This is a genomic window from Alcanivorax sp. NBRC 102024 (assembly GCF_001602235.1).
Classification (GTDB): Bacteria; Pseudomonadota; Gammaproteobacteria; order Pseudomonadales; family Alcanivoracaceae; genus Alcanivorax.
On the sequence record NZ_BDAS01000009.1, the window covers coordinates 55,569 to 81,786 of the forward strand.

The 26,218-nt window shown below is 59.1% G+C and carries 31 protein-coding genes, 1 tRNA gene, 1 pseudogene and 1 riboswitch; of the genes and pseudogenes, 15 read left to right on the forward strand and 18 right to left on the reverse strand.

Features of this window, described 5'->3' with window-relative positions:
* Positions 1 to 106: 106 nt before the first annotated feature.
* From hisS to ndk, 6 genes are all read right to left on the reverse strand, one after another.
* Complete coding sequence (gene hisS / locus A0251_RS13590) at positions 107 to 1,375, reverse strand: histidine--tRNA ligase (RefSeq protein ID WP_082810896.1); 1,269 nt, start codon at positions 1,373 to 1,375, stop codon at positions 107 to 109.
* Positions 1,376 to 1,426: 51 nt separating this feature from the next.
* Positions 1,427 to 2,545: a flavodoxin-dependent (E)-4-hydroxy-3-methylbut-2-enyl-diphosphate synthase gene (ispG, locus tag A0251_RS13595; protein WP_062817386.1), complete on the reverse strand. Its 1,119-nt coding sequence runs from the start codon at positions 2,543 to 2,545 to the stop codon at positions 1,427 to 1,429.
* Positions 2,546 to 2,565: 20 nt separating this feature from the next.
* Positions 2,566 to 3,480, reverse strand: a complete 915-nt coding sequence (locus tag A0251_RS13600) for a RodZ domain-containing protein (protein ID WP_062817387.1) — start codon at positions 3,478 to 3,480, stop codon at positions 2,566 to 2,568.
* On the reverse strand, positions 3,477 to 4,259 hold the full coding sequence (gene pilW / locus A0251_RS13605; protein ID WP_062817388.1) for a type IV pilus biogenesis/stability protein PilW: 783 nt from the start codon (positions 4,257 to 4,259) through the stop codon (positions 3,477 to 3,479). The genes A0251_RS13600 and pilW overlap by 4 nt, the downstream gene beginning before the upstream one ends.
* The gene (rlmN, locus tag A0251_RS13610; protein ID WP_062817389.1) at positions 4,256 to 5,401 is read right to left on the reverse strand and encodes a 23S rRNA (adenine(2503)-C(2))-methyltransferase RlmN; all 1,146 of its coding nucleotides are present in this window, start codon (positions 5,399 to 5,401) and stop codon (positions 4,256 to 4,258) included. Before rlmN ends, pilW begins: the two co-directional genes overlap by 4 nt.
* An 82-nt stretch (positions 5,402 to 5,483) precedes the next feature.
* Entirely contained in the window at positions 5,484 to 5,915 is a 432-nt protein-coding gene (ndk, locus tag A0251_RS13615; RefSeq protein WP_062817390.1) for a nucleoside-diphosphate kinase, read from the reverse strand.
* Positions 5,916 to 6,224: 309 nt separating this feature from the next.
* Between ndk and sufB the strand changes: the two genes are divergently transcribed.
* From sufB to A0251_RS13650, 7 genes are all read left to right on the forward strand, one after another.
* Positions 6,225 to 7,664, forward strand: coding sequence for a Fe-S cluster assembly protein SufB (gene sufB / locus A0251_RS13620; protein WP_062817391.1), 1,440 nt, complete (start codon positions 6,225 to 6,227; stop codon positions 7,662 to 7,664).
* Between the two features lie 141 nt (positions 7,665 to 7,805).
* Positions 7,806 to 8,561 carry a Fe-S cluster assembly ATPase SufC gene (gene sufC, locus A0251_RS13625; RefSeq protein WP_062817392.1) on the forward strand — a complete coding sequence of 252 codons (756 nt, stop codon included), beginning with the start codon at positions 7,806 to 7,808 and terminating at the stop codon, positions 8,559 to 8,561.
* Positions 8,558 to 9,784: a Fe-S cluster assembly protein SufD gene (sufD, locus tag A0251_RS13630; RefSeq protein WP_062817393.1), complete on the forward strand. Its 1,227-nt coding sequence runs from the start codon at positions 8,558 to 8,560 to the stop codon at positions 9,782 to 9,784. The genes sufC and sufD overlap by 4 nt, the downstream gene beginning before the upstream one ends.
* On the forward strand, positions 9,784 to 10,998 hold the full coding sequence (locus tag A0251_RS13635) for an aminotransferase class V-fold PLP-dependent enzyme (RefSeq protein WP_062817394.1): 1,215 nt from the start codon (positions 9,784 to 9,786) through the stop codon (positions 10,996 to 10,998). Before sufD ends, A0251_RS13635 begins: the two co-directional genes overlap by 1 nt.
* 149 nt (positions 10,999 to 11,147) lie before the next feature.
* The gene (locus A0251_RS13640) at positions 11,148 to 11,507 is read left to right on the forward strand and encodes an iron-sulfur cluster assembly accessory protein (RefSeq protein WP_062817395.1); all 360 of its coding nucleotides are present in this window, start codon (positions 11,148 to 11,150) and stop codon (positions 11,505 to 11,507) included.
* Between the two features lies 1 nt (position 11,508).
* Positions 11,509 to 12,054 (forward strand): putative Fe-S cluster assembly protein SufT, encoded by a 546-nt coding sequence (gene sufT, locus A0251_RS13645; protein WP_062817396.1) that lies wholly within the window; start codon positions 11,509 to 11,511, stop codon positions 12,052 to 12,054.
* A gap of 99 nt (positions 12,055 to 12,153) precedes the next feature.
* Positions 12,154 to 12,600: a SufE family protein gene (locus A0251_RS13650; RefSeq protein WP_156478296.1), complete on the forward strand. Its 447-nt coding sequence runs from the start codon at positions 12,154 to 12,156 to the stop codon at positions 12,598 to 12,600.
* 28 nt (positions 12,601 to 12,628) lie between these two features.
* Here A0251_RS13650 and A0251_RS13655 read toward each other — a convergent pair whose 3' ends face one another.
* From A0251_RS13655 to iscR, 4 genes are all read right to left on the reverse strand, one after another.
* Entirely contained in the window at positions 12,629 to 13,192 is a 564-nt protein-coding gene (locus A0251_RS13655) for a heme NO-binding domain-containing protein (protein ID WP_062817398.1), read from the reverse strand.
* Between the two features lie 322 nt (positions 13,193 to 13,514).
* Entirely contained in the window at positions 13,515 to 14,081 is a 567-nt protein-coding gene (locus A0251_RS13660; RefSeq protein ID WP_062817399.1) for a heme NO-binding domain-containing protein, read from the reverse strand.
* Positions 14,082 to 14,176: 95 nt separating this feature from the next.
* A complete protein-coding gene (locus A0251_RS13665) occupies positions 14,177 to 15,328 on the reverse strand; it encodes an IscS subfamily cysteine desulfurase (protein WP_062817400.1) in 1,152 nt (383 codons plus the stop codon).
* A 134-nt stretch (positions 15,329 to 15,462) separates the two neighbouring features.
* Complete coding sequence (iscR, locus tag A0251_RS13670) at positions 15,463 to 15,927, reverse strand: Fe-S cluster assembly transcriptional regulator IscR (protein ID WP_062817401.1); 465 nt, start codon at positions 15,925 to 15,927, stop codon at positions 15,463 to 15,465.
* 215 nt (positions 15,928 to 16,142) lie between these two features.
* Between iscR and A0251_RS13675 the strand changes: the two genes are divergently transcribed.
* Positions 16,143 to 16,219, forward strand: a tRNA-Met gene (locus A0251_RS13675).
* Between the two features lie 70 nt (positions 16,220 to 16,289).
* Here the strand turns inward: A0251_RS13675 and A0251_RS13680 are convergent.
* From A0251_RS13680 to A0251_RS13710, 8 genes and pseudogenes are all read right to left on the reverse strand, one after another.
* Positions 16,290 to 17,222, reverse strand: coding sequence for a hypothetical protein (locus A0251_RS13680; RefSeq protein WP_062817402.1), 933 nt, complete (start codon positions 17,220 to 17,222; stop codon positions 16,290 to 16,292).
* A pseudogene (locus tag A0251_RS17250) lies at positions 17,215 to 17,415 on the reverse strand (tyrosine-type recombinase/integrase); the annotation flags it as partial. The pseudogene A0251_RS17250 and the gene A0251_RS13680, both read right to left, overlap by 8 nt.
* A gap of 115 nt (positions 17,416 to 17,530) precedes the next feature.
* Positions 17,531 to 18,058 (reverse strand): hypothetical protein, encoded by a 528-nt coding sequence (locus tag A0251_RS13685; protein ID WP_062817403.1) that lies wholly within the window; start codon positions 18,056 to 18,058, stop codon positions 17,531 to 17,533.
* Positions 18,059 to 18,222: 164 nt separating this feature from the next.
* Positions 18,223 to 18,435, reverse strand: a complete 213-nt coding sequence (locus tag A0251_RS13690; RefSeq protein WP_062817404.1) for a hypothetical protein — start codon at positions 18,433 to 18,435, stop codon at positions 18,223 to 18,225.
* A 281-nt stretch (positions 18,436 to 18,716) separates the two neighbouring features.
* Positions 18,717 to 19,328 carry a TPM domain-containing protein gene (locus A0251_RS13695; protein ID WP_062817405.1) on the reverse strand — a complete coding sequence of 204 codons (612 nt, stop codon included), beginning with the start codon at positions 19,326 to 19,328 and terminating at the stop codon, positions 18,717 to 18,719.
* 14 nt (positions 19,329 to 19,342) lie between these two features.
* Complete coding sequence (locus A0251_RS13700) at positions 19,343 to 20,059, reverse strand: YgcG family protein (RefSeq protein WP_231874239.1); 717 nt, start codon at positions 20,057 to 20,059, stop codon at positions 19,343 to 19,345.
* The gene (locus A0251_RS13705; protein WP_062817406.1) at positions 20,056 to 20,646 is read right to left on the reverse strand and encodes a LemA family protein; all 591 of its coding nucleotides are present in this window, start codon (positions 20,644 to 20,646) and stop codon (positions 20,056 to 20,058) included. Before A0251_RS13705 ends, A0251_RS13700 begins: the two co-directional genes overlap by 4 nt.
* A complete protein-coding gene (locus A0251_RS13710) occupies positions 20,630 to 20,950 on the reverse strand; it encodes a GIY-YIG nuclease family protein (RefSeq protein WP_062817407.1) in 321 nt (106 codons plus the stop codon). Before A0251_RS13710 ends, A0251_RS13705 begins: the two co-directional genes overlap by 17 nt.
* A 69-nt stretch (positions 20,951 to 21,019) precedes the next feature.
* Here A0251_RS13710 and A0251_RS13715 point away from each other — a divergent pair, with 69 nt between their 5' ends.
* The 7 genes from A0251_RS13715 to A0251_RS13745 all read left to right on the forward strand — a co-directional run bounded on the left by A0251_RS13715 (position 21,020) and on the right by A0251_RS13745 (position 26,217).
* Positions 21,020 to 21,415, forward strand: coding sequence for a hypothetical protein (locus tag A0251_RS13715; protein ID WP_062817408.1), 396 nt, complete (start codon positions 21,020 to 21,022; stop codon positions 21,413 to 21,415).
* A gap of 191 nt (positions 21,416 to 21,606) precedes the next feature.
* Complete coding sequence (locus A0251_RS13720; protein ID WP_062817409.1) at positions 21,607 to 21,969, forward strand: HopJ type III effector protein; 363 nt, start codon at positions 21,607 to 21,609, stop codon at positions 21,967 to 21,969.
* 71 nt (positions 21,970 to 22,040) lie between these two features.
* Positions 22,041 to 22,583: a glutathione peroxidase gene (locus A0251_RS13725; RefSeq protein ID WP_156478297.1), complete on the forward strand. Its 543-nt coding sequence runs from the start codon at positions 22,041 to 22,043 to the stop codon at positions 22,581 to 22,583.
* A 45-nt stretch (positions 22,584 to 22,628) separates the two neighbouring features.
* The gene (locus A0251_RS13730) at positions 22,629 to 22,976 is read left to right on the forward strand and encodes a hypothetical protein (RefSeq protein ID WP_231865977.1); all 348 of its coding nucleotides are present in this window, start codon (positions 22,629 to 22,631) and stop codon (positions 22,974 to 22,976) included.
* Positions 22,977 to 23,058: 82 nt separating this feature from the next.
* Positions 23,059 to 23,844, forward strand: coding sequence for a dienelactone hydrolase family protein (locus A0251_RS13735; protein WP_062817410.1), 786 nt, complete (start codon positions 23,059 to 23,061; stop codon positions 23,842 to 23,844).
* A gap of 232 nt (positions 23,845 to 24,076) precedes the next feature.
* Positions 24,077 to 24,216, forward strand: a riboswitch (guanidine-I (ykkC/yxkD leader).
* A gap of 56 nt (positions 24,217 to 24,272) precedes the next feature.
* The gene (locus tag A0251_RS13740) at positions 24,273 to 25,337 is read left to right on the forward strand and encodes a putative urea ABC transporter substrate-binding protein (RefSeq protein WP_062817411.1); all 1,065 of its coding nucleotides are present in this window, start codon (positions 24,273 to 24,275) and stop codon (positions 25,335 to 25,337) included.
* 61 nt (positions 25,338 to 25,398) lie between these two features.
* The gene (locus A0251_RS13745; protein ID WP_062817412.1) at positions 25,399 to 26,217 is read left to right on the forward strand and encodes an ABC transporter permease; all 819 of its coding nucleotides are present in this window, start codon (positions 25,399 to 25,401) and stop codon (positions 26,215 to 26,217) included.
* Position 26,218 lies beyond the last annotated feature (1 nt).

The window sequence follows — 26,218 nt, forward strand, 5'->3', positions numbered from 1 at the left end:
TGCCATTCACGCCGGTGAGGAACACGTTTTACACGGCGACACGATCAGCGCCGTTGCTGTTCCTGTGTGATCGCGTCATGACGTTTGCCGCCTGCCGCAAATCGTTTTATTCCAGAAATGATATCAGCGCGTTGGTGACATCGCCCTGGGCGACCTGTTTCTGTTCGGCCTGCCCACGTAACGGCTTCACCGTAACCACACCGCTGGCCAATTCATCTTCACCCATGATCAGGGCGACGGCGGCACCGCTGCGGTCCGCCTTTTTCATCTGGCTCTTGAAGCTTCCACCGCCGCAATGCAGCTGGATGCCGCGACCGGGCAAGGCATCGCGCAACTGTTCAGCCAGGGCCATGGTCGGTGCCAGCACATCGCCCATGGCCATCACATAGACGTCCACAGGGGCAGACAGTTCCGGCTTTTCCTGCTCAATCAACAGAATCAGCCGTTCCACGCCCATGGCAAAGCCTACACCGGGGGTGGGTTTGCCGCCCAGTTGTTCCACCAGACCATCGTAACGGCCACCGGCACACACAGTGCCCTGGGCGCCCAGCGCTTCGGTGGTCCACTCGAACACGGTCTTGCCGTAATAATCCAGACCGCGCACCAGATAGGGGTTCACTTTATAAGCAATGCCGTTGGCATCCAGCAAGGCTTTCAGGCCGTCAAAGTGCTCGCGGGCATCGGCATTGAGGTATTCCGCCAGCTGCGGCGCATCCTGGAGCACTTCGCGGGTACCCGGGTCCTTGCTGTCCAGTACGCGAAGGGGGCTGCGCTCCAGACGCTTCTGGGAGTCTTCATCCAGACGGTCGAAATGGGTTTTCAGGTACTCCACCAGGGCATCGCGATAGCGGGCACGGTCCTCACTGTCGCCCAGGGAATTGAGCTCCAGGGTGACCTTGTCCGCCAGACCCAGGGCTTTCCAGAGTCGGGCGGTGAGCAGGATCACTTCCGCGTCGATATCCGGGCCGCTAATGCCGAACACTTCCACACCGATCTGGTGAAACTGGCGGTAGCGGCCAGCCTGGGGGCGCTCGTGGCGGAACATGGGGCCGGTATACCAGAGGCGCTGGGTCTGGTTATACAACAAACCATGCTGCTCGCAGGCACGCACGCAGCTGGCGGTTCCTTCCGGGCGCAGGGTCAGGCTGTCGCCGTTGCGGTCCTCGAAGGTGTACATCTCTTTTTCGACGATATCGGTGACTTCACCGATGCTGCGCTTGAACAGGTCGGTCTGCTCGACCACCGGCATGCGGATTTCCTGATAGCCGTAGCTGGCCAGCACGCCGCGCACCCGGTCTTCCAGCCACTGCCAAAGACCGGTCTGTTCCGGCAGGATGTCGTTCATCCCGCGGATGGAGGTAATCTTCTTGCTCACTGAATGTCCTTGGTAAAAAAGTCGGACGTCCGACTCGCGACGTCCGACTTGTTATTCGCTTCTGGCAATAATGCCTTTGGCTTCGTCTTCGCGCTGTTTCTTCACCTTGGCCCGCACCATGCGCTCCAGTTCATCGACCAGATTCTCCGCGGTCACATGGTGGCTTTTCTTGCCGTCTTCATAGGACAGGTTGTTGGGCGTGCCGCCGGTGAGGCCCACATCCGCTTCCCGGGCTTCGCCGGGACCATTCACCAGGCAGCCAATGACGGCCAGATCCACGGACTCATTGATGTCCTCCAGGCGGGCTTCCAGCTCGTTGACGGTCTTGATCACGTCGAAGTTCTGCCGGGAACAGCTGGGGCAGGCGATGATATTCACGCCTTTCTTGCGCAGGTTCAGACTTTTCAGAATATCAAAACCGACCCGCACTTCTTCCACCGGGTCGGCGGCCAGGGAAATGCGGATGGTATCGCCGATGCCTTCCATGAGCAGTGCGCCCAGCGCCACGGCGGATTTCACCGTGCCGGAACGGAAGGTCCCCGCTTCGGTGACACCCAGGTGCAGGGGCTGCTCCAGCTGGGCAGACAACTTGCGGTAGGCCTGCAGGGTCATGAAGACATTGGAGGCCTTCACACTGACCTTGAAGTCCTGAAAATCATAGCGGTCGAGAATGTCCGCATGGCGCATGGCGGATTCCACCAGGGCATCGGACGTGGGCTCGCCGTATTTACGTTGCAATTCCTTTTCCAGGGAGCCGGCGTTGACGCCGATACGGATCGGCAATCCCTTGTCCTTGGCGCACTGAATCACTGCCTTGATGCGGTCCTCGCGCCCGATGTTGCCCGGATTGATACGCAGGCAATCCACGCCCCGTTCTGCCACGGCCAGAGCAATCTTGTAGTCGTAGTGAATATCCGCCACCAGCGGCACATCCACCTGCTGGCGAATCTTTCCGAACGCCTCGGCAGCCTCCATGCTGGGCACCGATACCCGCACGATATCCACACCGGCATCCTGCAAGCGGCGGATCTGGCCAACCGTGGCGTCCACATCGCAGGTTTCGGTGTTGGTCATGCTTTGCACGGAGATGGGGGCATCGCCGCCCACCGGGACATTGCCAACAAAGATCTGACGGGTCTTGCGGCGCTGGATTTTGACTTCCGGTTCCATGGTGTTTCTGCCCTCGCGAATCAGGGAATGGAGACTCGCACAACTGTACCGGGGGAATTCGTCGGTAAGGTGACAACCTCACCGTTGAGGATCAATTCATCAACGGCACCGGCATCACCCAGGGTCAGGCTGAACGGCCCTTTGCCATCCAGCTGCAAAGAGGTGCCGCCCTGCTGCTCACCCTGGCGAAGGGTGCGGCCGGTGGCGTCCTTGACGCTGATCCAGCAGTTGCCGGAGAAAGCCATCAACAGGCGGTCCAGGCCGTTTTCGGCCAGCATGCTCGGGGCCGGTTCGTCGCTGCTTTCGACTCGGTCCGCACTGTCTGCACTCTCTACGCCTTCGCCGTCTACCGCAGCCCCGGTCTCTTCAGGCTGGTCGTCGTTGGCGGTATCGTCAAGGGATTGGGGGGCGAGCGGGTCACCGGCGCCCTGCTCCGGGGCCGGCTCCTGCTCACTGGAAAAAGGGCCAGTTTCGCCGCCGACCTCTTCATCGGCCGGAACAGACGCACGCTCTTCCGGTGTATTCATGCCAGAGTTGGACAATGGCGCCAGCGCTTCCTCTTCCGGCCACAGCCAGATCAGCAACGCCACCACGACCAGCAGCGCCACCACCGCCAGCAACGGCTTGCGCCACACGGACGGCGGCGGGGCCATCTTGGGCAGATCCAGCGGCTTGTCGAAGGCATCATCGTTCACCATCTGCTGGAAGGTATTGGCGATTTCATCCGCCGGCAGTCCCAACAGCTTGGCGTAATTTTTCAGATACCCTTTAACGAAGGTTGCTTCGGGCAGACGCTCGTAATCATCGGCCTCCAGAGCCACCAGGTAACTCTGGGAAAGGTGCATGCGCTTTGCCGCTTCGGCAGGGGTCCAGCCCAGTGCCTCACGGGCTTTGCGACAACGTTCACCCGGTAGCACGACCATGTTATCGCTCATTTCCCGCTCTCCTGAGAGGCTTTCCAATTCTGCCACTCGCGGTATTCCGCTGAGCGACGATAGATATTTTCCAGTGCCAGCTCATAGCTGGACTGCTGATCCGCGTACCCCAGATCGCTGGCAAGGCGAATGCCCAGCCATAGTGACCGGGCACTCTGGCGGCCACTGCGCTGCAGATACTGCTGGTAATAATCCCAACCCAGACGCATACGGTCCTGCCGGAAATACAGCTCCGCCAGTTCCAGATTCGGCATCACGGCCCGGGGGTCGAGACGGATGGCTTTCACAAACGCCTTTTGTGCCGCCTCGTCATTACCGAGCTGGCGGTAACAGCGGCCTATATTCGACCAGGCACTGCCGCGGCCCTGGTAGGACGGGTCGTTCGCGGCGCGCTTGAACTTTTCCAGCGCTTCCTGATAAGCGCCCCGGCTGTACAGCATGGTGCCGTAGTTGTTCAGCGCCGGCGCGTAATCACGATCTGCCCGCAAAGCTTTTTTGTAGTGGAATTCTTCCCGCTCCGGGTCATTCTCGTATTTGTAGAGCAGAGCCATGGCATTGTGCGCCACGGCGCTGTCATCTTTATGCTCAAGAGCCCGGGAGAAATGACGACGGGCCTCGGCAGGATCGCCTTGCTGCAGGTACTGCAGCCCGGCCGCCACGCGGCTGCTCACCGCATCATCCAGATTGACTTCCCGTTGCCCCGATTCCACCGTGACACACCCGGTGGCCAACAGGCCTGCGATCAGCAGACCTGGAAAAACCCGAAAAAAACGTCTCATTGCGCTTGCGCTGTGTTGTTATCGGTTTGTTCGGAGCGATGAAAAATGGATTGCTTCCAGCGCTCACTGCGCCGGGTCCGATCTTGCACCTGCCCCACCAGCTGACCACAGGCGGCATCGATATCGTCACCGCGCGTTGTCCTTACGGTGGTCAGCAATCCATTGTCATTCAGGTACTTATGAAATTCCAGAATATCGCTTTTCCGTGACCGTTCGTAACCGGCATGGGGAAAAGGATTGAACGGGATCAGGTTGACCTTCACCGGAATACCGTTAAGCAGCTTGACCAGCTGACGGGCGTGTTCCGGTTTGTCATTCACATCACGCAGCATCACATATTCCATGGTAATGGTGTTGTGACGGTGGGTGATGTTGTCGCTGTAACGCTTGCAGGCCGCCATCAATTCTTTCAGCGGGTACTTGCGATTCAGCGGCACCAATTCGTTGCGCAGCTCGTCATTGGGTGCATGCAGGCTGACGGCCAGCGACACATCCAGATCCTGGCTGAGCTGGTCCATCCTCGGAATATGGCCGGAGGTGGACAGGGTAATGCGCTTCTTGCCGATACCGTAACCCAGGTCATCTTTCATGATGCGCATGGCGGTAAGCACATTGTCATAATTGAGCATGGGCTCGCCCATGCCCATCATCACCACATTGGTGATGGGGTGTTCGCCGAGATTGCGACGGGGACCGAAGGCACGGCTGGCCTGCCACACCTGGCCGATGATCTCGGCGCTGGTCATATCGCGCTGGAAACCCTGCTTGCCCGTGGAGCAGAAGCTGCAGTCCACGGCACAGCCCACCTGGGACGACACACACAAGGTGCCACGGCGACCATCAGGAATAAAAACGGTCTCCACAGAACCCCCACCGCTCAGTTCGAACACCCATTTGCGGGTGCCATCGCGGCTGATGCTCTCATGGGCGACCTCCGGGCCACGGATTTCCGCCACCTCGGACAGTTTCTGGCGCAATGCCTTGCCCACATCGGTCATTTGCTCGAAGGAATCCGCCTGATGGTGGTGGATCCATTTGAGTACCTGCTGGGCACGAAACTTCTTCTCGCCCATCGCCAGGAAGAATTCTTCCATTTGCGGACGGGAAAGACCGAGCAGATTGACCTTCTGTTGGGTTGTCATTGCATTCTCCAGTAGGAAACCGGGTTTCCTTTAAACGCCAACCACGGCCAGAGGCCGTGGCTGGAGGTGCTCACTCGCTATCTTAGCGGGTGCGCGGGCAGAGTTCTTCGTCAGCGAAGAAGTAAGCCACTTCACGGGCAGCAGACTCGGTGGAGTCAGAGCCGTGTACCGCGTTCTCGTCAATGGTCTGAGCGAAATCGGCACGGATGGTTCCGGCTTCCGCATCCTTGGGGTTGGTAGCACCCATCAGGTCACGGTTCTTGGTCACGGCGTCTTCGCCTTCCAGAACCTGCACGATCACCGGACCGCTGGTCATGAAGGACACCAGATCCTTGAAGAAGGGGCGTTCCTTGTGCTCGGCGTAGAAACCACCGGCCTGTTCGTCGCTCAGGTGTACCATTTTCATGGCAACCACTTTCAGATCAGCCTTCTCGAAACGGGATACGATGTCGCCAATTACGTTCTTGGCCACGGCATCAGGCTTGATGATAGAGAGGGTGCGCTCAACAGCCATCAGTCAGTTCACTCCAGAATTTACGTTAAATGGTCCCCGGGAACCCAAAACAAGCTCCCCCAGGCAGAGAAGGGGCAATCCGGCACCTTGCGGACGCAAAGACCACTGCCACCCCTTTGGAACCGGCGGATTATACGCAAGCAGGGTGAATTATGATACCGTTGCCGCCCCCGCCACGGGCCTGCCGCCCTGCCACCACCGGGAGCCGGCCGAAAGCCCGCTTCTCCCCGGCCAGTGGTCGACAGCGCTCACGAATGGCGTATAATACCTGACTAAATTACTCTGGTATTCAACATCAGGCCCTGACCTATGAGCCAAGCTGAACTGGACAAACTGATCCGCTCCAACTACGAGGCCGGTTTCACCACCACGGTGGACACCGAAACCCTGCCCCCGGGGCTGAGCGAGGAAGTCATCCGTTTCCTGTCCGCCAAGAAGGAAGAGCCGGAATGGATGCTCGAATGGCGCCTGGACAGCTACCGCAAGTGGCAGGAAATGCCCTCCCCGGGCTGGGCCCATCTGCACCACGACCCTATCGACTTCAACAAGGTGTCCTACTATTCCAAGCCCAAGAGCCTGGATGACGCCCCGAAGAGTCTGGACGAGGTGGACCCGGAATTGCTGGCCACCTATGAAAAACTGGGCATTCCCCTGCACGAGCAGGAAATGCTCGCCGGCGTTGCCGTGGATGTGGTGTTCGACTCCTCCTCCGTATTCACCACCTTCAAAGAGAAGCTGTGGGAAGCGGGCGTGATTTTCTGCTCCATTTCCGAGGCCATCCAGAACCACCCGGAACTGATCCAGAAATACCTGGGTTCCGTGGTGCCCCAGGGCGATAACTTCTATGCCGCCCTGAACAGCGCCGTGTTTTCCGATGGCTCCTTCGTCTACATCCCCAAGGGCGTGCGTTGCCCCATGGAGCTGTCCACCTACTTCCGTATCAACGAGGCCAACACCGGCCAGTTCGAGCGCACCCTGATCATCGCCGACGAAGGCAGCTATGTAAGCTACCTGGAAGGCTGCACCGCGCCCCAGCGGGACGAAAACCAGCTGCACGCGGCCGTGGTGGAGCTGGTGGCCCTGCCCGGCGCGGAGATCAAGTACTCCACGGTGCAGAACTGGTACCCGGGCGACGAAAACGGCAAGGGTGGCATCTACAACTTCGTCACCAAGCGCGGCGTGGCCCACGAAAACAGCAAGATCAGCTGGACCCAGGTAGAGACCGGCTCCGCCATCACCTGGAAGTACCCCTCCGTGATCCTGCGTGGCGACAACAGCATCGGTGAATTCTACTCCGTGGCCCTGACCCGCCACATGCAGCAGGCGGACACCGGCACCAAGATGATCCATCTGGGCAAGAACACCAAGAGCACCATTATTTCCAAGGGCATCTCCGCCGGTCGCAGCAGCAACAGCTACCGCGGCCTGGTGCGGATCAGCCCCCGGGCGGAAAACGCCCGCAACTTCACCCAGTGCGACTCCCTGTTGCTGGGCGACACCTGCGGCGCGCACACCTTCCCGTACATCGAGTCGAAAAACCCCTCGGCCACCATTGAGCACGAGGCCACCACCTCCAAGGTGAGTGACGACCAGATGTTCCTGTGCCGCCAGCGCGGTATCGACCCGGAAAAAGCGGTCTCCATGATCGTGAACGGCTTCTGTAAAGAGGTGTTCAAGGAGCTGCCCATGGAGTTCGCCGTGGAAGCGGGCAAGTTGCTGGAAGTGAGCCTGGAAGGGGCCGTGGGCTAAGCCCCTTCCCTGACGATGACACTGTAGGAGCCATGCTCGCATGGCGAACCATCGCAACCCCTTCGCCATGCACGCATGGCTCCTACAACACCCTGATTAACCGGGGCTGGAACCCAGCCCAACCGAAAGGCGCATCAAAACATGCTGGAAATTCGTGATCTGCACGCCACCGTAGCGGACAAGCCGATTCTCAAGGGCCTCAACCTGACCGTGAACCCGGGTGAAGTCCACGCCATCATGGGCCCCAATGGCTCCGGCAAATCCACCCTGGCCAATGTGCTGGCCGGCCGTGACAACTACGAAATCACCGGTGGTGAAGCCCTGTTTGAAGGCAAGAGCCTGGCGGACCTGGAACCGGAAGAGCGCGCCCAGGCTGGCCTGTTCCTGGCCTTCCAGTACCCGGTGGAAATCCCCGGTGTCTCCAACATGGAATTCCTCAAGGCGGCACTGGAATCCGTGCGCGGTGCCCAGGGCAAGGAAGAGTGGGACTCGGTCACCCTGCTCCGCCAGGCCCGTGCGGCTTGCAAACAGGTGAACCTGGACGCCAGCTTCCTCAAGCGTGGCGTCAACGAAGGCTTCTCCGGTGGTGAGAAAAAGCGCAACGAAATCATGCAGATGCTGCTGATGGAGCCGAAACTGGCGCTGCTCGACGAAACCGACTCCGGCCTGGACATCGACGCCCTGCAGACCGTGGCCAAGGGCGTTAACTCCCTGCGCAGCCCGGAGCGCGGCATCGTGCTGGTCACCCACTATCAGCGTCTGCTGGACTACATCGTGCCGGACTTTGTGCACGTGCTGTCCAACGGCCAGATCATCAAGTCTGGCGGCAAGGAACTGGCCCTGGAGCTGGAGAAGAAAGGCTACGGCTGGCTCACAGGAGAAGAGGAGTCCGCATGAGTCTCTCTGCAAGCGACCTCGCCATTGACCTGAAAACCCAGGCCCTGGCCAACGCCCGCCGCCACGGCAGTGACGGCGATGCGCTGACCGACCTGGAGGCTGCCAGCTTCCCGGAACGCAAGACCGAACGCTGGAAGTACACCTCGTTGCAGGCCCTGGCCGACGGTCACCTGAACGCGGTTGCCAATGGCGAGATCCGCCAGCCCCTGCCGGCACTGAGCGAGTTTGTGGTCACCATCAACAATGGTCAGCTGCAGGGCAGCACCCTGCCCGCCGGCGTCAATCTCCATCATGACGCACCCGCGGTAAACGGCCTGCAGACCCCCTTTGCCACCTATAACGGCGCCGTCTGCGGCCAGCCGGTGGTACTGGAAGTGGCCGCCAATACCCGTATCGAGCAGCCGATCCACGTGCAGATCCAGAGTGCCAGTGACGCGCCGGCACACTGCAACCCCCGCGTGATCGTCAAACTCAACAGCGGCGCCGAAGCTACCGTCATTGAGCATTATCACGCGGAAGGCCAGGCCCTGACCAATGCGGTCACCGCCCTGATCACCGCCGACAACGCCCAGCTCACTCACTACCGCTTGCAGGGTGAGCAGGCCAGCACCCTGCACATCGGCACCCTGATCATTGATCAGCAGGGCGTCAGCAAGGTGGACAGCTACCAGCTGATGACCGGCAACCGCCTGCGCCGCAACGACGTGCGCGCCCTGGTCAGCAAGAGCGGCGCCGAACTGAATATGAAAGGCATCTTCGTGGTGCGCGACAAGAGCCACGTGGACAACCAGCTGTGCGTGGAGCACGCGGTGCCCAATTGCCAGTCCGATCAAAACTTCAAGGGCCTGGCCGGTGAAAGCGGCAAGGCGGTCTTCAATGGCCGCATCCATATACACCCGGGCGCCAGCGGTACCAATGCGGAGCTGTCCAACAAGAACCTGTTGCTCAACCCCGGTGCCGAAATCAACACCAAGCCGGAGCTGGAAATCTACAACGACGACGTGAAGTGTGCCCACGGCACCACCGTCGGCCAGCTGGATGCCGGTCAGCAGTTCTACCTGCAATCCCGCGGCATCCCCGCTGCCGAAGCCAAGCGCATGCTGAGCCTGGGTTTCGTTAACGAATTGCTGATGGCCCTGCCCCATGGGGCCGTGACCGAGTGGGCCCAGCCCTGGCTGGAAGCAGAACTGACCCATGCCAACCCGGCCGGAGACGCCGCGTAATGACGTTTGATGTGGCAGCCCTTCGCGCGCAGTTCCCGATCCTGGATCAACAGGTTAACGGCAAGCCGCTGGTGTATCTGGATAACGGTGCCACCACCCAGAAACCGGCCGCGGTGCTGAATGTGCTGGAGCAGTACTACCGCACGGTGAACTCCAATGTGCACCGGGGCGCCCACCATCTCAGCGACCTGGCCACCGGCCAGTTCGAGGGTGCCCGGGAAACCGTGGCCCGCTTCCTGAACGCCAGCCGCGAAGAGATCCTGTGGACCAAGGGCACCACCGAGTCCATCAACATCGTCGCCCATTGCATCGGCCGTGAGCGCCTGCAGCCCGGCGACGAGGTGCTGATCAGCACCAGCGAACACCACGCCAATATCGTGCCCTGGCAACAGGCCTGCCTGGCCACCGGCGCCACCTTGAAAGTGATCCCGCTGCGCGAGGATTGCAGCCTGAACCTGGAGGCTTTTGACCAGCTGCTCAGCGAGCGCACCCGAATCCTGGCCATCGGCCATGCCAGCAATGCCCTGGGCACCCTGAATCCGGTGCAGGACATGGTCGCCAAGGCCCGTGAGGCCGGTGCGATTACCGTGATCGACGGCGCCCAGGCAGTCAGCCACTTTCCGGTGGATGTGCAGGCCCTGGATGTGGATTTCTACGCCTTCTCCGGCCACAAGTTGTTCGGCCCCACCGGCATCGGTGTACTCTACGGCCGCCGCGAGCTGCTGGAAGCCATGCCGCCCTATCAGACCGGTGGCGAAATGATCGAAACGGTGAGTTTCGAAAAGAGCACCTGGAATCAGCTACCCTACAAATTCGAAGCCGGCACCCCCAATATTGCCGGGGCTATCGGCCTGGCCGCCGCCATCGACTGGTTCAATCAGCAGGACCGGGAGGCACTGCAAGCCCATGAAGACTCCCTTTTGGTTCACGCCACCAAACAGGCAGAGGCTTTCGACGGCTTGAAAATCATCGGTACCGCCGCCAATAAGGTCAGTGTGCTGTCCTTCCTGCTGGAAGGCGCTCACCCGGCGGACGTGGGCATGCTGCTGGACAAACAGGGGGTGGCGGTACGTACCGGCCATCACTGCACCATGCCGCTGATGGACACGCTCGGCATTCCTGGCACAGTCAGGGCGTCATTCTCGATTTATAATACCCTTGATGAGGTGGATCGCCTGTTCGAGGCGCTGGAGAAGGTGAAGACCTTTCTCTGATAACGCCAGACGCAACAGGCGGCACGCAACACGGAAAACCTTTCCGTAGGAGCGTCGCTGGCGGCGCGATAAGCCAGCGCTGATCGCAAGTCATCGCGCCGCCAGCGACGCTTCTACGAACCATGCGCTAATGCAAGGTAGGTAATTTCATGACAGTTCAGACATTCCAACCCGGCCAGGTCACCCTTCACCTGACCGAGGCTGCCAACAAACAGGCCCTGCGGGAAATCCAGCGCGCCAGTGCCAGCGGCATCCGTCTGGATCTGGACGAATCCGGCTGCTCCGGGTTCATGTACACCCTGGACTTTGTGGAAGAACCCACATACGGCGACAAGCTGTTCGAGATCGACGGCGTGAACCTTTACGTGCCGGAGAAATGGCTGCCCATGCTCAATGGCCTGGTCATTGATTACGTCACCGAGGGCGTCAACAGCCTGTTCAAGTTCCGCAACCCCAATGCCACCGGCGAATGCGGTTGTGGCGAAAGCTTCACCGTGGACGAGGTCTGAATTGGCGCAAGAACAGAGAACCGTCGTCGTTCAGCGTGACGTGCCGGCCCGCAAGGTGCCGGACGGCACCCGCATCACCATACCCAAGAACAGCTTCGTGAATCTGCGCCAGGCCCTGGGTGGCACCTACACGGTGACCATCAATGGCAATATGGCGCGCATTGATGGCACCGACGCGGACGCCATCGGCCAGGAGCCCCTGAAGCTGGACTTCGCCCCCGCCAACGAGGACGGCAGCGTGCGCCAGGACGACTTGGACAGCACCCTGCAGACCATCTTCGACCCGGAAATTCCGGTCAGCATCAAGGAGCTGGGCCTGGTCTATGGCTGTGATGTGATCCGGCGCGATGACCAGAACGTGGTGCAGGTGCGCATGACTCTGACCGCCCCCAACTGCGGCATGGGTCCGGTACTGGTAGGCGATGTGGAAGACCGGCTGGGCAAGGTGCCCAACGTGGACAAGGTGGAAGTGGCCCTGGTGTTCGACCCGCCCTGGAGCCGCGATATGATGAGTGAAGAGGCTCAGCTCGAGCTGGGAATGTTTTAAAAGCTGCAAGCCACAAGCTTCAAGCTACAAGGGGGAACCCCGGGTTTAGCTTGAGACTTGGGGCTTGTAGCTTGCAGCTATCTCTGGAGTGCAAGCGACGTGTTCGATATCCACAGCATCACCCTGGGCAAAGACATTACCGCCGAGGACATCAGTGAAGACCTGGAATTCCTGGATGACTGGGAAGAGCGCTATCGCTACATCATCGACCTGGGCAAGCAGCTGCCCGAACTGCCTGATGAACTGAAAACCGAAGACCGATTCGTGCGCGGCTGCCAGAGCCAGGTGTGGCTGGAAACCGATTACGACAGCGACGCGGACACCCTTTATCTGGCGGTGGATTCCGACGCCCTGATCGTCAAGGGCCTGGCTGCCATTGTGCTGTCCGCCCTGAACCGCCAATCCCCCCAGGCGATTCACGATTACGACATGGACGCCTTCTTTGACCGCATTGATCTGCTAAACCACCTGAGCCCCACCCGCGGCAACGGTCTGCGTGCCATGGTCGGCAAGATCAAACAACAGGCCCAGTCCCTGACAGCCTGACCCGCTACGGGCCCCTGCGAGCCAAACGCTATACCGCTTCCCGGGCCTGGGTCTTGTTTGGCTGAATGTGGAACACAAACCGCTGTTCGCCGCCCTCTCCCGCCTCAGAGCCGAGCAAGCTGGCCGTTTCATTGAAATAGGCGGCTACCCCCTTCACCGAGCCATGAATCATCGCCGCCATATTGCGCTGGGAGAGGTAGTGGATCTCCAGGGTATCGTCGCCGCGCTTGTGCACCTGGATCTTCGGCGCCGTCGCCGCCGGGTCCTTGAGTCGCAGAATCCGCTCGTGGATTTGCTGCATGTTGAGCAGGAAGGTCATGGCGTCCCAGCCCGCAGGAATCATGGCCTGGTACATGTCAATCAGCGGCCCGATCACCCACTCGCCGAAATCCGCCAGCAGATCATCCCGGCGCAGGCCGGTGGCAGATTCCGCCGCCCGCAGCAGCGCCTCCATTTCCGCATCCGGATACAGTGCCACCGGCAGGTAGGTCTTGCCCTGCAACCCGGCGGTGGAGACCACCTCCTTCCAGGCTTCGATGCCGATGAATTCATCCAGATACCGCTTGAAATTGGTCACGATCACGCCATGCATGTCATTGCTCCCGAGCCGGCTCTTCCGTTAACACAGCAAGAGCTGTGCCGCCGGCACGACCGTCCAACCGACCGGCGCCACCACTGGCGCCGGGATCAACAGGCGACTGGACGCCGGGTGACATAGGCGGTCACATTTTTCGGTTTTTGCGCGATTCATCCCCTGGCGGGAACGCATCAGGGCGAGGCAAGAAAGGACCGTTGGCGCGTTGCCCGCAACGCGAAGGGGATTGGTCTGGCGCGGTGCCAGCGGTCTGCCCTTCGCCTTGCGAGCAAGGTGCCAACGGATAATGGGTTAACGCTGTCTTTAGCTTCAGCGCCGTTCAGACCGCATCCCGCTGGGTCTGCTCCCCGGCGGAGATCCGCATGATGAAGGTCCTGTGGGTACCCACCACCCGCCTCTCCTCCATCAGCGTCGCCTTTTGCCCATAATAATCGGCCACGCCATACACACAGCCCAGTGCCAGATAGCTCATATCCCGATGGGACTGATACTCCACCTCCAGCAGACCCGGGGAAATTTCTGACACGTTGATATGGGGCGGCTTGGCACTGGCATCTTTCATGCGCACCACCCGCTCGTGAATCCGCTCTTCGATATTTTTCAGAAAGGTCACCGCATCCCAATCCTCGGGGATAAAGGAACGGTACATTTTCATCAATGGCGGGATCACCCAGGCACCGAAATCCTTGAGAATGTCATCACGGCCTTGCCCGGTGATTTCCACCGCCGCCGCCAACAGATCATCCAGATCGCTGTCCGGGTACATGCTGATAGGAATAAAGGCCTTGCCGGTCAGCCCGGCCTTGTCGCGCAGACTATCCCAGGCGTCCTCGCCCAGTTTTTCTTCCACGTATTTTTTCAGGTTGGAAATAATGACGCCGTGCATAGAACCCCCTCCCATTCAGGTGTGTATTCACCATAGCAGGGAGGTACTACCGTGCAGAAAACCGCTCGGGGGATAAAACCCGCCGCCGGTTAGGATTAACCCGCCACCTTTCTCAATCGCGGGATCACCTGGGTCACATTGTCGATCACCCTGTCGATATCCGCCTCCGAAGTAAAGCGCCCCACGGAGAAGCGAATGGAGCCGTGGGCCAGTGCATCCGGCACGCCCATGGCCTTGAGCACATAGGACGGCTCCAGGGACGCGGACGTGCAGGCGGAGCCGGAAGACACCGCCGCCTGATTCATGGCAGTAAGCAGCATTTCGCCATCCACGTCGGCAAAGGCCACATTGAGGTGCCCCGGCAAGCGCGGCGCCCCCTCACCATTGAGGCTCACCCCATCCAGCTGGCTGATGCCCTGCCACAAACGATCACGCAGCCCGGCAATACGGGGACCTTCCTCGTCCCGCAAACGGGCTGCCAGGGCAACCGCTTCGCCCATACCGACGATTTGATGGGTGGCCAGGGTGCCGGAGCGCATGCCCCGCTCATGGCCACCGCCATGAATCTGGGCGGCCACCTTCACATCCGGTGCACGGCGCACATAGAGGGCACCAATCCCTTTGGGCCCATAAATCTTGTGGGCACACACGGACAACAGATCCACCTGCAGGGCCTGCACATCCAGATCCAGCTTACCCACACTCTGGGCCGCATCGGTATGGAACAACACACCGTTTTCGCGGCACAGGGCGCCGATAGCGGCGATATCGTTGATCACCCCGGTCTCGTTATTGGCGTGCATGACACTCACCAGCACGGTGTCCTCACGGAACGCCTCGGCCACACTCTGCGGATCAATACGACCATCCGCAGCCGGTTTCAGGTAGGTCACCGGGTGGCCCTGCTTTTCCAGCCAGCCACAGGCATCCAGCACCGCCTTGTGTTCCGTGGCACTGGTAATCACATGGCCACCCCCTCGGGCTTCGATCACGCCCTTGATGGCCAGATTGTTGGCCTCGGTGGCACCGCTGGTCCAGACGATCTCCCGCGGGTCCGCCTGCAGCAGGTCCGCCACCTGACGGCGGGCAGATTCCACCGCTTCCTCCGCCAGCCAGCCATACAGGTGGCTGCGGGAGGCCGGGTTGGCGAAGGTCCCTTCGGGACCGAGATGACGGACCATCACATCAACCACCGCCGGGTCTACCGGGGTCGTTGCCGCATAGTCGAGATAGACAGCTTGGCTCATGGCGACTTGGCTTGTAACGATTGGGAGTTGGCGAAGCAACGGAGACGAAATTATACCTGAATCCACACCGTCAGCGTTGCGGCCGGGCAAAGACCCGTCGCCGCCACGGGTAACGTTGGGGGTGTAGAAATCGCTTACAGGCTACTGACTGGCAGACGCTGGTGCTGACGGTCCTGGCGCTGGGCCACCTGCTTCACTTCCTGGCGAGCCACCAGCTCCCCCAGGGAAATACCACTGAGGAACGCCTGAATTTGGTCGGAAAGATCGCACCACAGGTGATGGGTCAGGCAGGTGTCGCCCTCCTGACAATCCCCGTGACCGCCACAGCGAGTGGCATCCACGGATTCATCCACCGCCGCAATCACTGCAGCCACATCAATATCCTCGCTGGGCCGGCTGAGCTGATAGCCCCCGCCCGGCCCACGCACGCTGTTCACCAGGCCACTACGGCGCAACTTGGCGAACAACTGCTCCAGATAGGAAATGGATATGCCCTGGCGATCGGAAATATCCGCCAGCGATACCGGGCCCGTGGCCGCATGCAATGCCAGATCCAGCATCGCCGTCACCGCGTAGCGACCTTTTGTAGTCAAGCGCATATCCACACCCTTATTGCGTGTATTTGACGTGAAGCGTAGTAATCCTGAGCATTTTGGTCAAGTATTAATGGCTCACAATTAAGAATCATTTTCATTTGACCTGCAACTATGGCAGAAATTCCCTCCCCCTGCCAACAACTGATCAAACATTGCCCACACAGGCACCCAGCGCTTGACACCCACCCCTCCCTCGCGGAAAATTCGCGGCCTCAAATGGCAAGGTAGCTCAGCTGGTTAGAGCACAGCACTCATAATGCTGGGGTCGGCGGTTCAAGTCCGCCCCTTGCTACCAAAATACAAAGGGTTAGAGAGCAATCTCTAACCCTTTTTTTGTGGTTGTCTACAAGTTGACTACCGGTTGCCTACTTCTGGTTTGAGGCAGACGGTTCTTTTCCTACCTTGATCGGATCTCTGGCGCAGTCCTCAATTTGAAAGCGGTACACTCCATCAACCTCTCGGGCCCGAGAGACCTGGGCATTAGGAAGAAATAAAATTTTCTCAGTGACAGGGAGATTCGTACACCATTTGACATCTCTAACATCCTCCCTTCGGTAATGTTCAATTTTCTCTTCAGCAACTGCGACTTTGAAATTATCGTAATAAGCGTACTCAACTATTCTTCTCTCGATATTAGGGGACCCTAAAAACTCATCAGAAAAAAGAACAATACTGACAACCACCACAAGAGGGACAAAGCCGCAAAAAATCATAGCTGCTTCTTCCTTATAATCATCACCTTTCTGAAGCGCATATAAAAAACTAACAAACAGCAAAAAAACCGAAACCGTCGCCCCCCAAAGAAATAGCGAGAAGATTACAACCATCCCAGCATATACCCCACCTAGCAAAGAAGCAGGCATACCAACAAGCTGAGAAAGGTAAGAGTCAACATAAAAAGAACTAAATACAGCAACAACTGCACCATAAGCAGCCGCAAACAACTTAAAGTATGGCGAAAAAACCACTTTCTCTAAAAATCTAATGTTGTCTAGGTAAAACCATAAAAACGAGACTAACAACCAAAAAAACAAAACCTTATTTATAAAATTCTCGACCCCATCACCGCCCCAATAAATCACCTGAGCAAAAACAGCCCAAATAAAAACCGACCCCATAAAAATAAAACGCGGCAAAAGCGAATCTCTTACAATAAAAGCGAACCGGCCATCATAGACCTTCTCCTTTATCTTTTTATCAAAAACGTAACAAAGCCACATCCCCATTAAATTAAAGAACAGTACAAATTCAAAAAAAACCAACGCAGCCAAGGAGCTCCCTCCCTTATCTTCAGGCATTAATAATGGCCGGAACTGGATTCTTCAACAAAACTGAAGACAAGTGATCCGAGCTTAGATGAGCATAACGCATTGTCATGGTGATGTTCCCATGGCCTAGGACTCGCTGCAGGGAGAGGATATCACCGCCATTCATCATGTAGTGGCTGGCGAAGGTGTGGCAGAGGATGTGGGTTTGCTGTTGTGGGGTGTTAAAGCCGGTTCGCTTTAGGCTGACCGGAAGGCATCACGGCAGGTATTGAAGTGAATATCTGGGGGTCAGGTCTTGCTCCGTGCCCCCCATCCACAAACTGTGTGCCGTCAACCAATCAGTTAAACCGATACTCCAGCCCCAGCGTATACGCCTCCACATCCGCGTCATCCAGTGAATAGCGGTCCACGCTGCCGCGGAATTTCAGGTTATCGAGGCCGTAGCTGAAGCCCACACCCCAGAAACCGTCGGTGCCGTCTTCGTCGCTGCCGTGGTCGAATTCCGCGTCCCAGCGCAGGGCGCCGGCGCGCAGGAACAGGTCGGTGCCGGTGGCGATGCGGGCCTTGCCGATGGCGGCGGCTTCGATGCCTGAGATGTCGACTTCATTGCCGTCGCCATAGTCACCCAGCCACACCGCGCCGCCTTCCACGCCAACGAAGAAGCTATCGCGGGCCAGGGGAAAGCTGACGCCACCCAGCAGCGAGACGGTGGTATCGGTGGTGTCCACTTCGGAGGGGATATCCCGGTCATCCAGATCGGTCCAGCCGCCTTTGAGCACGCCATAGACACTGTGAGAGGCAAAGACCGGGGTGGAAAGAGTGATAGCGCCGAGGATGGCGGTGGTAGCAAGCAAAGGGGTTTTCATGTGTCGCTCCCTGCGATCATTGTTGATTCAGGTACGACTTTATCACGAGGCAGGAAGGATACCAGAGGGGTGAGCGCCGTCTCAGGCGTCGCGTTCTTCGCCTGTAACGGTTGACTCCACGCCGGCTACCCACATCACGGTATATTGCAAGACGCCCCGCACTCTCAGGGACGGATCACGAAGTAATAGTCGCCGCTGAGTTTCAGGCGCATGCAGCCGTGATCATCGGGGAGGTCGTTTTCCCATTCCACCTCCTGGACACCCAGATCGAAGGCGGCGGTATTGCGGGCAATGGCTTTGAGGCGCTCCACGTCGTTGGACTCGGTGATCAACACCGGGGGGATGGCAGCAGCGCTCTTTTCGCGAAACAGTCTCATCGTCTCTCTCCTCGCTGTGTCAAAGCAGCTACATCAAGGTCCATGGCGACCCTGCTTTGAGGTGACGACCGCTCAGTCCTTATTCGGGGTGAGCCGGTATTTTTATTCGTGCGTTTTACCTTTGCTCTCTCTTGTTACCGGAAGCTTTTACCCGGTGCAATAACCCTGTTTGCTCATATTCAAGAAAATGCGAATTCAGTCAAATATCTGATTTCACAGTAAAAAAGCCTGCACAGGGCAGGCTTTTTGTGAGGAAAATGAAGGAGTTAACCGTTCGTCGGTCAGAGCACGATCAAGTGGTTGGGCAGCTCGTTTTTGGACTCCGTGGCAGGCACGTGGGTGGCCAGTTTGTCACCGCAGGCGGCCACGCATTCCTGGAAGCCTTCCGCCACCCGGCCGGCTTTCACCCGGGCAATGAAGGCATCCACAATGGTCTGCCACTCGCTGTCGTCCACATGCCGGGCAATGCCCTGATCCGCCAGGATTTCCACGTAGTGCTCCGCTTCGCTGACGAAAATCAGCAGACCGGTGCCGCCACGGGTGCGGTGCAGGCCCTGCTCCAGAAACGCCTGCCGGGCCAGGCCGGCGGCACGCATCCGTTGCAGGCGACGGGGCACGACCCGGAACTGCACCGGCTTGAGGCGGAACAGTACCGCCAGCACCAGCAGGACGCCCCATTGCAGCAGCAAGGCTTCAAAGGGCGTCAGCCAGACCGGCAGGAATAACAGCGCCACCGGCACCAGCAGGGACAGCAGCGCGGCCCACAGCAGGGTCACATAACGATAGTCATCCGCCTGGCGAGCCAGCACGGTGACCAACTCGGCATCCGTGCGTTTTTCCTGGGCGTTGATGGCCTGGGCCAGGGCATCCTGTGCATTCTTATCCAGCAACATTCTCAATCTCCCCGTTACCAACCACCGGAAGCGCCACCGCCTCCGAATCCACCACCGCCGCCGCCGAAGCCGCCGCCACCGAAACCACCACCGCCGCCAAAGCCGCCCATGGGCACCGGCATAAACATGCCGCCACGTCGGCCACCCCGGCCCCCGCCGCCACCAAAGGACAGCAGGAAGGTGACCACGACCATGCCGATCAGTATCAGCAGAGCCTTGAGCCCACTGGGTTTATCACGGGGTTGTCGCTCGCCTTGATATTCGCCCTTGATGGCTGCCTGTATAGCGGTGACACCGGCTTGGATGCCACCGTAGAACTGGCCCTGGCGGAAGGCGGGCAGGATTTCCTGCTGGATGATGACGCTGGAGAGGGCATCGGTAAGCACCCCCTCCAGGCCGTAACCCACTTCGATACGCACCTTGCGATCATTGGGGGCGACGATCAGCAGGACCCCGTTATCGGATTCCTTGCTACCGATGCCCCAGTGACGACCCAGCTGGTAACCGTAATCAGCGATCTCATAGCCCTGCAGATCTGCCAGGGTGACCACAACCACCTGGTTGGAGGTGTTCTGTTCCGCCGAGGCCAGTGCCTGGCTCAGGCTCTGACGCTGGGCGGCGGTCATCAGGTTGGCGTTGTCCACCACCCGGCCGGTGAGTTCGGGAAATTCCGGCGCCGCCCACAAGGGCGACGCCAACAACAGGATCAGCAGCGTGAATAAGCGCATCATTCGAAGCTGACGGCCGGCGCCTGATCCGCCTCTTGGGCGGTGGCTTCGTAGGTTTCACGGATTTCCATGTCGCTGTACAGGAAGCTGTGCCACAGCCGCCCCGGGAAAGTCCGGATTTCGGTGTTGTACTGCTGCACGGCGGCGATGTAATCACGGCGCGCCACGCTGATGCGATTTTCTGTACCTTCCAGTTGCGACTGCAGGGCCAGGAAGTTCTGATTGGCCTTCAGGTCCGGGTAGCGTTCCGCCACCACCATCAACCGTTGCAGGGCGGAGCCGAGCTGACGCTGGGCCTGCTCAAACTGTTTCAGTTTTTCCGGGTTATTGAGTATGTTGCCATCCACCTGGATGGACCCCACCTTGGCCCGCGCCTCGGTCACGTCCACCAGCACCTCTCTCTCGTGACTGGCGTAGCCCTTCACGGTATTGACCAGATTCGGGATCAGGTCGGCCCGGCGCTGATACTGGTTTTCCACCTGCGACCAGGCGGCCTTTACCTGTTCGTCATAGGTGGGAATGTTGTTGATGCCACAGCCGCTGAGCCAGCCGGCCAGCATGACCAGAAAAAGGCTACGCCAAAGTGTCATGGTTCTCTGCTCCTTCAATCCAGAATGACAGCGGTTCCTTGCGCTTGTCATCGCGCAGGTTCGCCAGTAACTGCTGTTTTTCGCTACGGGTCAACCGCTTGAGCCGAGCTTCCAGCCGCGAGGCCGACGCCCGGTCTCCCGCAGGCACCAGCAGCACCGGCTGTACCGGCCGGCGGGCACGGGTGTAACGTGCACCTTTCGGGCTGTGGTTGTGCTCGTAAAGGCGTCGAGCCGGCTCGGTGCTGATACCGGTATAGAGCGTCCGGTCCGCACAGCGCAGCATATACACCCACCACTCTTGCATGGTTTTTACATCCCGCTTTTTACTGGCTGCTATGATGCCAGAGACGATTCAGACAACAAGGAAGAAAACATGATTACCTACCTTTACTGGTTTCTCGTTGCAGTACTTGTCATCGGTGCCCTGTTCGGCATCGGCGTTCGCCTGGGCAAATGGAAACCCGCACTGATTATTGCCGCCGTAATCTGGTTGGTGGCAACCCTGGCCTACTACTTCTGGCTGGAACAGATTTTTGTGAAACGCTTTGGCGGCACCATGAACATCAAGGTGCCTGAAGAGCAGTACCACATCGGTGCCACCTGGAAAGGCGACAACCTATGGATCCAGAATTACAACCCGGAAACCAACGAGTGCATCTTCCAGGAATATTCCCGGGGCAACATGCTCGAAGGCAAGGTGGTGCTGAAGAACTGTGACCCGCTGCAGGGCACGGGCATGGTGATGCCGAAAGACCCGGCGCTACAGTAACGGGCTCTCCGAAAGAAGAACGGGCAGCACCCACCGTTGGAGCCTTGCTGGCAAGGCGAATACCCAAAGTAGTTTGGGAACCGCTTCGCTTTGTGAACAAGGCTCCAACGGGTAACCATGTCTCCCCCCTTCCCCTGTTCCGTTGATGCCGCTACCCTTTGCGCCTTTCTCTGACAGGAACAGGACTCCCCATGAGCAATTCCCTTCAAACCCTGCTGTTTGCTCTGAAACTGGTTCCCGATGCCGTTGCCTTCGAGCAGGTTCAAGAGGTCATCGCCGAGCACTATGACTACACCCCTGCCCGCTTTACCAATGGCAGTGGTGACGACCAGGTGGTGAATGAAGCCGGCACCAATGAGGGGTCCTGCAAGATTTTCGCGTTCGCCAAGCTCAATAACCTGTCCGATGAGCAGACGCTCGCCTGCTTCGGGCATTTCTTCCGCCACGATGTGCTGGGGAACCCGGAAGGCAGCGACCACGCCAATATCCGTACCTTTATGCGCCATGGCCTGAAACAGGTGCATTTCGAGACTCCGGCACTGGTTGCCCGATAATGTGACTCTCTTCGCGCCATCTTGATCAGCTTTCATGAATCCTGTGCAGACAATTTCATGGAGTGATCATCATGGTGCGTTACCTGGGCTTTCTTTTTGTCTTGTTACTGACCCCTGCGGCGCAAGCGGCGGATGAGTGTGCCGACGCCCTGGACACCACCGTCAGAAAGCTGCACTCCCAGCAGACACTGGATTTGTGCGCGCTGACCCGCAACAAGCTGACACTGGTGGTCAACACCGCCAGCCAGTGCGGTTACACCCCCCAATTCAAGGATCTTGAAGCGCTGTACCAGACTTACCGGGAACAGGGGCTGATCGTCCTGGGTTTCCCGTCGGATGATTTTCGTCAGGAATTGGACAGCGAGTCCGATACAGCGGAAGTCTGCTATGTGAATTACGGCGTCACCTTCCCCATGGCAGCCACCAGCGCGGTGAAAGGCGACAGCGCCAACCCGGTATTCCAGGCCCTGGGCGCCGCCACCCAGGCACCGGGCTGGAACTTTAACAAGTACCTGATCTCCCCGGACGGCAAGGATATCCGCCATTTCCCGGCCTCCGCCGAGCCGCGAGGGGGAGAGCTGGAAGCGGCCATCCGCGATACGCTGGCCCAGTGAGCCCGGTCAGGAGGTAGATGCCTCCCCCAGAGGCTGATATTGTGAATGGTCACCCATTATTATCCGGCGGTGAGTCCTGTGAAGGTTCGCAGCAGCAAAGAACAGCAACGCCACCAGCTTGAGCGCGACATGGAGCGCTATCTGTCCAAGGGCGGAAAGATCAAGGAGATCCCCCGTGGCGTGAGTGGCACGGATCCTGTCCACGGCAAGGGACACCAGACTGTCCTGTTCAACGGCCCGCGACAGCCCGAACGCACGGACCTGAGCCAGGTGGCCGCGGCCATTGATGCGCGCAAGCACAAACCTCGCCGCCAACGGCTGACCCCACGCCCCAGCCGCAAGCTGATCTACGACGATTTCGGTGAACCCCTACGCTGGGTATGGCACGACTAGGAAGCCTCCGAATATCCTGCAAGCCCGCCTTCGCAATCGGTGATCGAGAGGCGCCCCAACCCACTACCACGATGGACCTGCAATGAAACGACTGCTGCTGATGGTATCCCTGTTTATGATGAGTCAAACCGTATTCAGCGACATCATTGAAACCCGTGTCACCCTGCCCGACGATCTCGGCACCGGCATCATGTACCTGAATGACAAACAGAAAAAACCTGGCCCCGGGGTGATCGTGATCCACGAATGGTGGGGACTGAATGACTATGCCCGCGACCGTGCCCGTATGCTGGCCCGGGCCGGTTATACTGCCCTGGCGGTGGACATGTATGGCACCGGCAAGGTGGCCACTCACCCGAAGGATGCGGAAGCCTTCATGAAATCTGCCATGGCCGAGCCGGAGAAGATGAATGCCCGTTTCGAAGCCGCCCGCAAGATGATGCTGAAACAGCAACAGGTAGAAGCCGGTCGCCTGTTCGCCATCGGCTATTGCTTCGGCGGTGGCGTGGTCCTGAACCAGGCCCGCATGGGGACCGATCTGGCCGGTGTAGCCAGCTTCCATGGCACCCTGGGCACCGACACACCCGCCCAGCCAGGTGACATCAAGGCGCGAATTCTGGCGGCAACCGGCCAGGCCGACCCGATGGTGCCTGCCGAACAGGTCACCGGCTTCGTCAAGGAAATGACCGAGGCCGGTGCCGATTTCCAGCTGCTCAGCTTCCCCGGCGTCAAACACAGTTTCACCAATCCGAAGGCGGATGCGGTGGCGGAACGCTTTGACATGCCGGTGGGCTACGATGCCCATGCGGACCAGGTGAGCTGGCAGGCGCTGGTGGATTTCATCGAACATCAACCCCACGCGGAATAACCGCACCAGTTGGGGGCATTGCTGCTGGCAATGCCCCGTCACTGCCCACCTTTCTTCCCGATTCGTTTTCCCTCTGCGCCAACCTACTGATTTTTCTTACTATCACCACTTGGCATCCCCTTTGCTTCGTTTCAAAGAGAGGAATCGAATGGCCACGTTGCCATTAGGAAGCCTCTCAATGACTCCTTGCATGCCCAGTCATTCAGAGGCTTCCAACTCAACACAATTTGAACCAATAGACCGCTAGGGTTCCGGTCGCCTGCGCCGACAGACAGCGCAGCCGATGCCTGGTCCGAGAGCAGTCGACCTTCTTGCAGTCGTTGGCATGATTCGCGGCTGAAGGTTACACGGCGGGACAAAAGCCCGGGAGGACACGATGACCACGTTGTCATTGGATTCCTCATCGTCCGTAGCCAAGGAGGTCCGAGATGACCCTTTCCGTACGCAAGACCGCTGCCGTTGCAGCAATTGCCCTGTTCACTTCCCTCATGCCGGTGACCGCACTGGCCAAAGACTCCTTCAGCATCTGCTGGTCCATCTATGTGGGCTGGATGCCCTGGGATTATGGCGCCCAACAGAAGATCGTCGACAAATGGGCCGACAAGTACGACATCGAAATCGACGTGGTGCAGATCAATGACTATGTGGAATCCATCAACCAGTACACCGCCGGCGCCTATGACGGCTGCGCCATGACCAACATGGACGCGCTGACCATTCCCGCCGCCGGCGGCGTGGATTCCACCGCCCTGATCGTGGGTGACTTCTCCAACGGTAACGACGGCGTGGTCCTCAAGGGCACCGACAAGCTGGCCGACATCAAGGGGCAGCAGGTGAACCTGGTGGAACTGTCCGTTTCCCACTACCTGCTGGCGCGGGCACTGGAAACCGTGGGGCTGACTGAGCGCGACCTGACCGTGGTGAATACCTCGGATGCGGATCTGGTTTCCGCCTTCACCACCAAAGGTGTCACTGCCGTGGCCACCTGGAACCCGCTGCTCAGCGAAATCACCGCCATGCCGGACAGCCACAAGGTGTTCGACTCGGCGCAGATCCCCGGTGAAATCATCGACCTGATGGTGGTCAACACCGACACCCTGAAAGCCAACCCGGAATTCGGCAAGGCACTCACCGGCGCCTGGTACGAAATCATGGCCACCATGTCCGCCGATGATGAGGCCGGCAAGGCCGCCCGGAGCTTCATGGCCAACGCCTCCGGCACTGACCTGGCCGGCTATGAAGCGCAACTGGAATCCACCCGCATGTTCTATCAGCCCGCCGAGGCCGTGGCCTTCGTCAACAGCCCGGAGCTGAAAGACACCATGCAGAAAGTGGCGGAATTTTCCTTCCAGCATGGGCTGCTGGGCGAAGGCGCCCCGGACGCCGGCTTTGTGGGTATTGAAACGCCCGCAGGCATCTACGGCAGCGACAGCAATGTGAAGCTGCGCTTTATCCCGGATTACATGGCAATGGCAGCGGAAGGAACGCTGTAGAGAAAAACCGTCAGACGCCGGATCAAGGCGTCTGACGCTTCAACCATCACCGGGAATTGCCATGAAAAAACTGATCAACCGTCAACCGGGACGCGTGGGCACCTGGGCATTGGGTCTGCTGCCTTTCGTGCTGTTGCTGATTGTCTATATGGTGGCCTCCGATGCGCGTCTGACGGCAAACCCCAACGACAAATTGCTGCCGGCGCTGGGCAGTTTTGTGGATGCCATCCAGCGCATGGCATTCGAACCCAGCAAACGCAGCGGCGACTATCTGTTGATTAACGACACCATGGCCAGCCTGCAACGGCTGGGTATCGGCGTGGCCATCAGTGCCCTGATTGCCCTGGTGGTGGGGATCGGCAATGGGACCATTCCCTATATCCGCTCCACTCTGTCCCCCCTGGTTACCGGTTTGTCATTGGTGCCACCCATGGCGATCCTGCCGGTGCTGTTCATTATTTTCGGCCTGGGTGAATTGGCCAAGGTGATGCTCATCATCATCGGTATTACCCCGTTTCTGATTCGTGATCTGCAACAGCGTGCCCTGGAAATCCCCAACGAGCAGATCATCAAGTTACAAACCCTGGGCGCCAATACCTGGCAGATCATCACCCGGCTGGTCTGGCCCCAGCTGATGCCACGGTTGATCGGTGCCGTACGGCTGTCCCTGGGCCCGGCCTGGCTGTTCCTGATCGCCGCCGAGGCTATCGCCGCCACCGAAGGGCTGGGTTATCGCATCTTCCTGGTGCGGCGCTATCTGGCCATGGATGTGATTCTGCCCTATGTGGTGTGGATCACCCTGCTGGCGTTTGCCATCGACTTCCTGCTGCGTCGCTATTCGCAATGGCGCTACCCCTGGTTCCATCAGCAAGGACACTGAC

Coding starts and splice junctions, on each gene's coding strand:
- A0251_RS13600 (WP_062817387.1), bottom strand. CDS start 3,480: ATGAGCGATAACATGGTCGTGCTACCGGGTGAACGTTGTCGCAAAGCC.
- A0251_RS13685 (WP_062817403.1), bottom strand. CDS start 18,058: ATGAAAACCCCTTTGCTTGCTACCACCGCCATCCTCGGCGCTATCACT.
- sufC (WP_062817392.1), top strand. CDS start 7,806: ATGCTGGAAATTCGTGATCTGCACGCCACCGTAGCGGACAAGCCGATT.
- iscR (WP_062817401.1), bottom strand. CDS start 15,927: ATGCGCTTGACTACAAAAGGTCGCTACGCGGTGACGGCGATGCTGGAT.
- ispG (WP_062817386.1), bottom strand. CDS start 2,545: ATGGAACCGGAAGTCAAAATCCAGCGCCGCAAGACCCGTCAGATCTTT.
- sufD (WP_062817393.1), top strand. CDS start 8,558: ATGAGTCTCTCTGCAAGCGACCTCGCCATTGACCTGAAAACCCAGGCC.
- A0251_RS13730 (WP_231865977.1), top strand. CDS start 22,629: ATGGTCACCCATTATTATCCGGCGGTGAGTCCTGTGAAGGTTCGCAGC.
- A0251_RS13720 (WP_062817409.1), top strand. CDS start 21,607: ATGAGCAATTCCCTTCAAACCCTGCTGTTTGCTCTGAAACTGGTTCCC.
- pilW (WP_062817388.1), bottom strand. CDS start 4,259: ATGAGACGTTTTTTTCGGGTTTTTCCAGGTCTGCTGATCGCAGGCCTG.
- rlmN (WP_062817389.1), bottom strand. CDS start 5,401: ATGACAACCCAACAGAAGGTCAATCTGCTCGGTCTTTCCCGTCCGCAA.
- sufB (WP_062817391.1), top strand. CDS start 6,225: ATGAGCCAAGCTGAACTGGACAAACTGATCCGCTCCAACTACGAGGCC.
- A0251_RS13665 (WP_062817400.1), bottom strand. CDS start 15,328: ATGAGCCAAGCTGTCTATCTCGACTATGCGGCAACGACCCCGGTAGAC.
- A0251_RS13715 (WP_062817408.1), top strand. CDS start 21,020: ATGATTACCTACCTTTACTGGTTTCTCGTTGCAGTACTTGTCATCGGT.
- A0251_RS13735 (WP_062817410.1), top strand. CDS start 23,059: ATGAAACGACTGCTGCTGATGGTATCCCTGTTTATGATGAGTCAAACC.
- A0251_RS13660 (WP_062817399.1), bottom strand. CDS start 14,081: ATGCACGGCGTCATTATTTCCAACCTGAAAAAATACGTGGAAGAAAAA.
- A0251_RS13640 (WP_062817395.1), top strand. CDS start 11,148: ATGACAGTTCAGACATTCCAACCCGGCCAGGTCACCCTTCACCTGACC.
- A0251_RS13690 (WP_062817404.1), bottom strand. CDS start 18,435: ATGAGACTGTTTCGCGAAAAGAGCGCTGCTGCCATCCCCCCGGTGTTG.
- A0251_RS13725 (WP_156478297.1), top strand. CDS start 22,041: ATGGTGCGTTACCTGGGCTTTCTTTTTGTCTTGTTACTGACCCCTGCG.
- A0251_RS13635 (WP_062817394.1), top strand. CDS start 9,784: ATGACGTTTGATGTGGCAGCCCTTCGCGCGCAGTTCCCGATCCTGGAT.
- A0251_RS13705 (WP_062817406.1), bottom strand. CDS start 20,646: ATGACACTTTGGCGTAGCCTTTTTCTGGTCATGCTGGCCGGCTGGCTC.
- A0251_RS13710 (WP_062817407.1), bottom strand. CDS start 20,950: ATGCAAGAGTGGTGGGTGTATATGCTGCGCTGTGCGGACCGGACGCTC.
- A0251_RS13695 (WP_062817405.1), bottom strand. CDS start 19,328: ATGTTGCTGGATAAGAATGCACAGGATGCCCTGGCCCAGGCCATCAAC.
- A0251_RS13740 (WP_062817411.1), top strand. CDS start 24,273: ATGACCCTTTCCGTACGCAAGACCGCTGCCGTTGCAGCAATTGCCCTG.
- ndk (WP_062817390.1), bottom strand. CDS start 5,915: ATGGCTGTTGAGCGCACCCTCTCTATCATCAAGCCTGATGCCGTGGCC.
- A0251_RS13680 (WP_062817402.1), bottom strand. CDS start 17,222: ATGCCTGAAGATAAGGGAGGGAGCTCCTTGGCTGCGTTGGTTTTTTTT.
- A0251_RS13655 (WP_062817398.1), bottom strand. CDS start 13,192: ATGCATGGCGTGATCGTGACCAATTTCAAGCGGTATCTGGATGAATTC.
- A0251_RS13700 (WP_231874239.1), bottom strand. CDS start 20,059: ATGATGCGCTTATTCACGCTGCTGATCCTGTTGTTGGCGTCGCCCTTG.
- A0251_RS13745 (WP_062817412.1), top strand. CDS start 25,399: ATGAAAAAACTGATCAACCGTCAACCGGGACGCGTGGGCACCTGGGCA.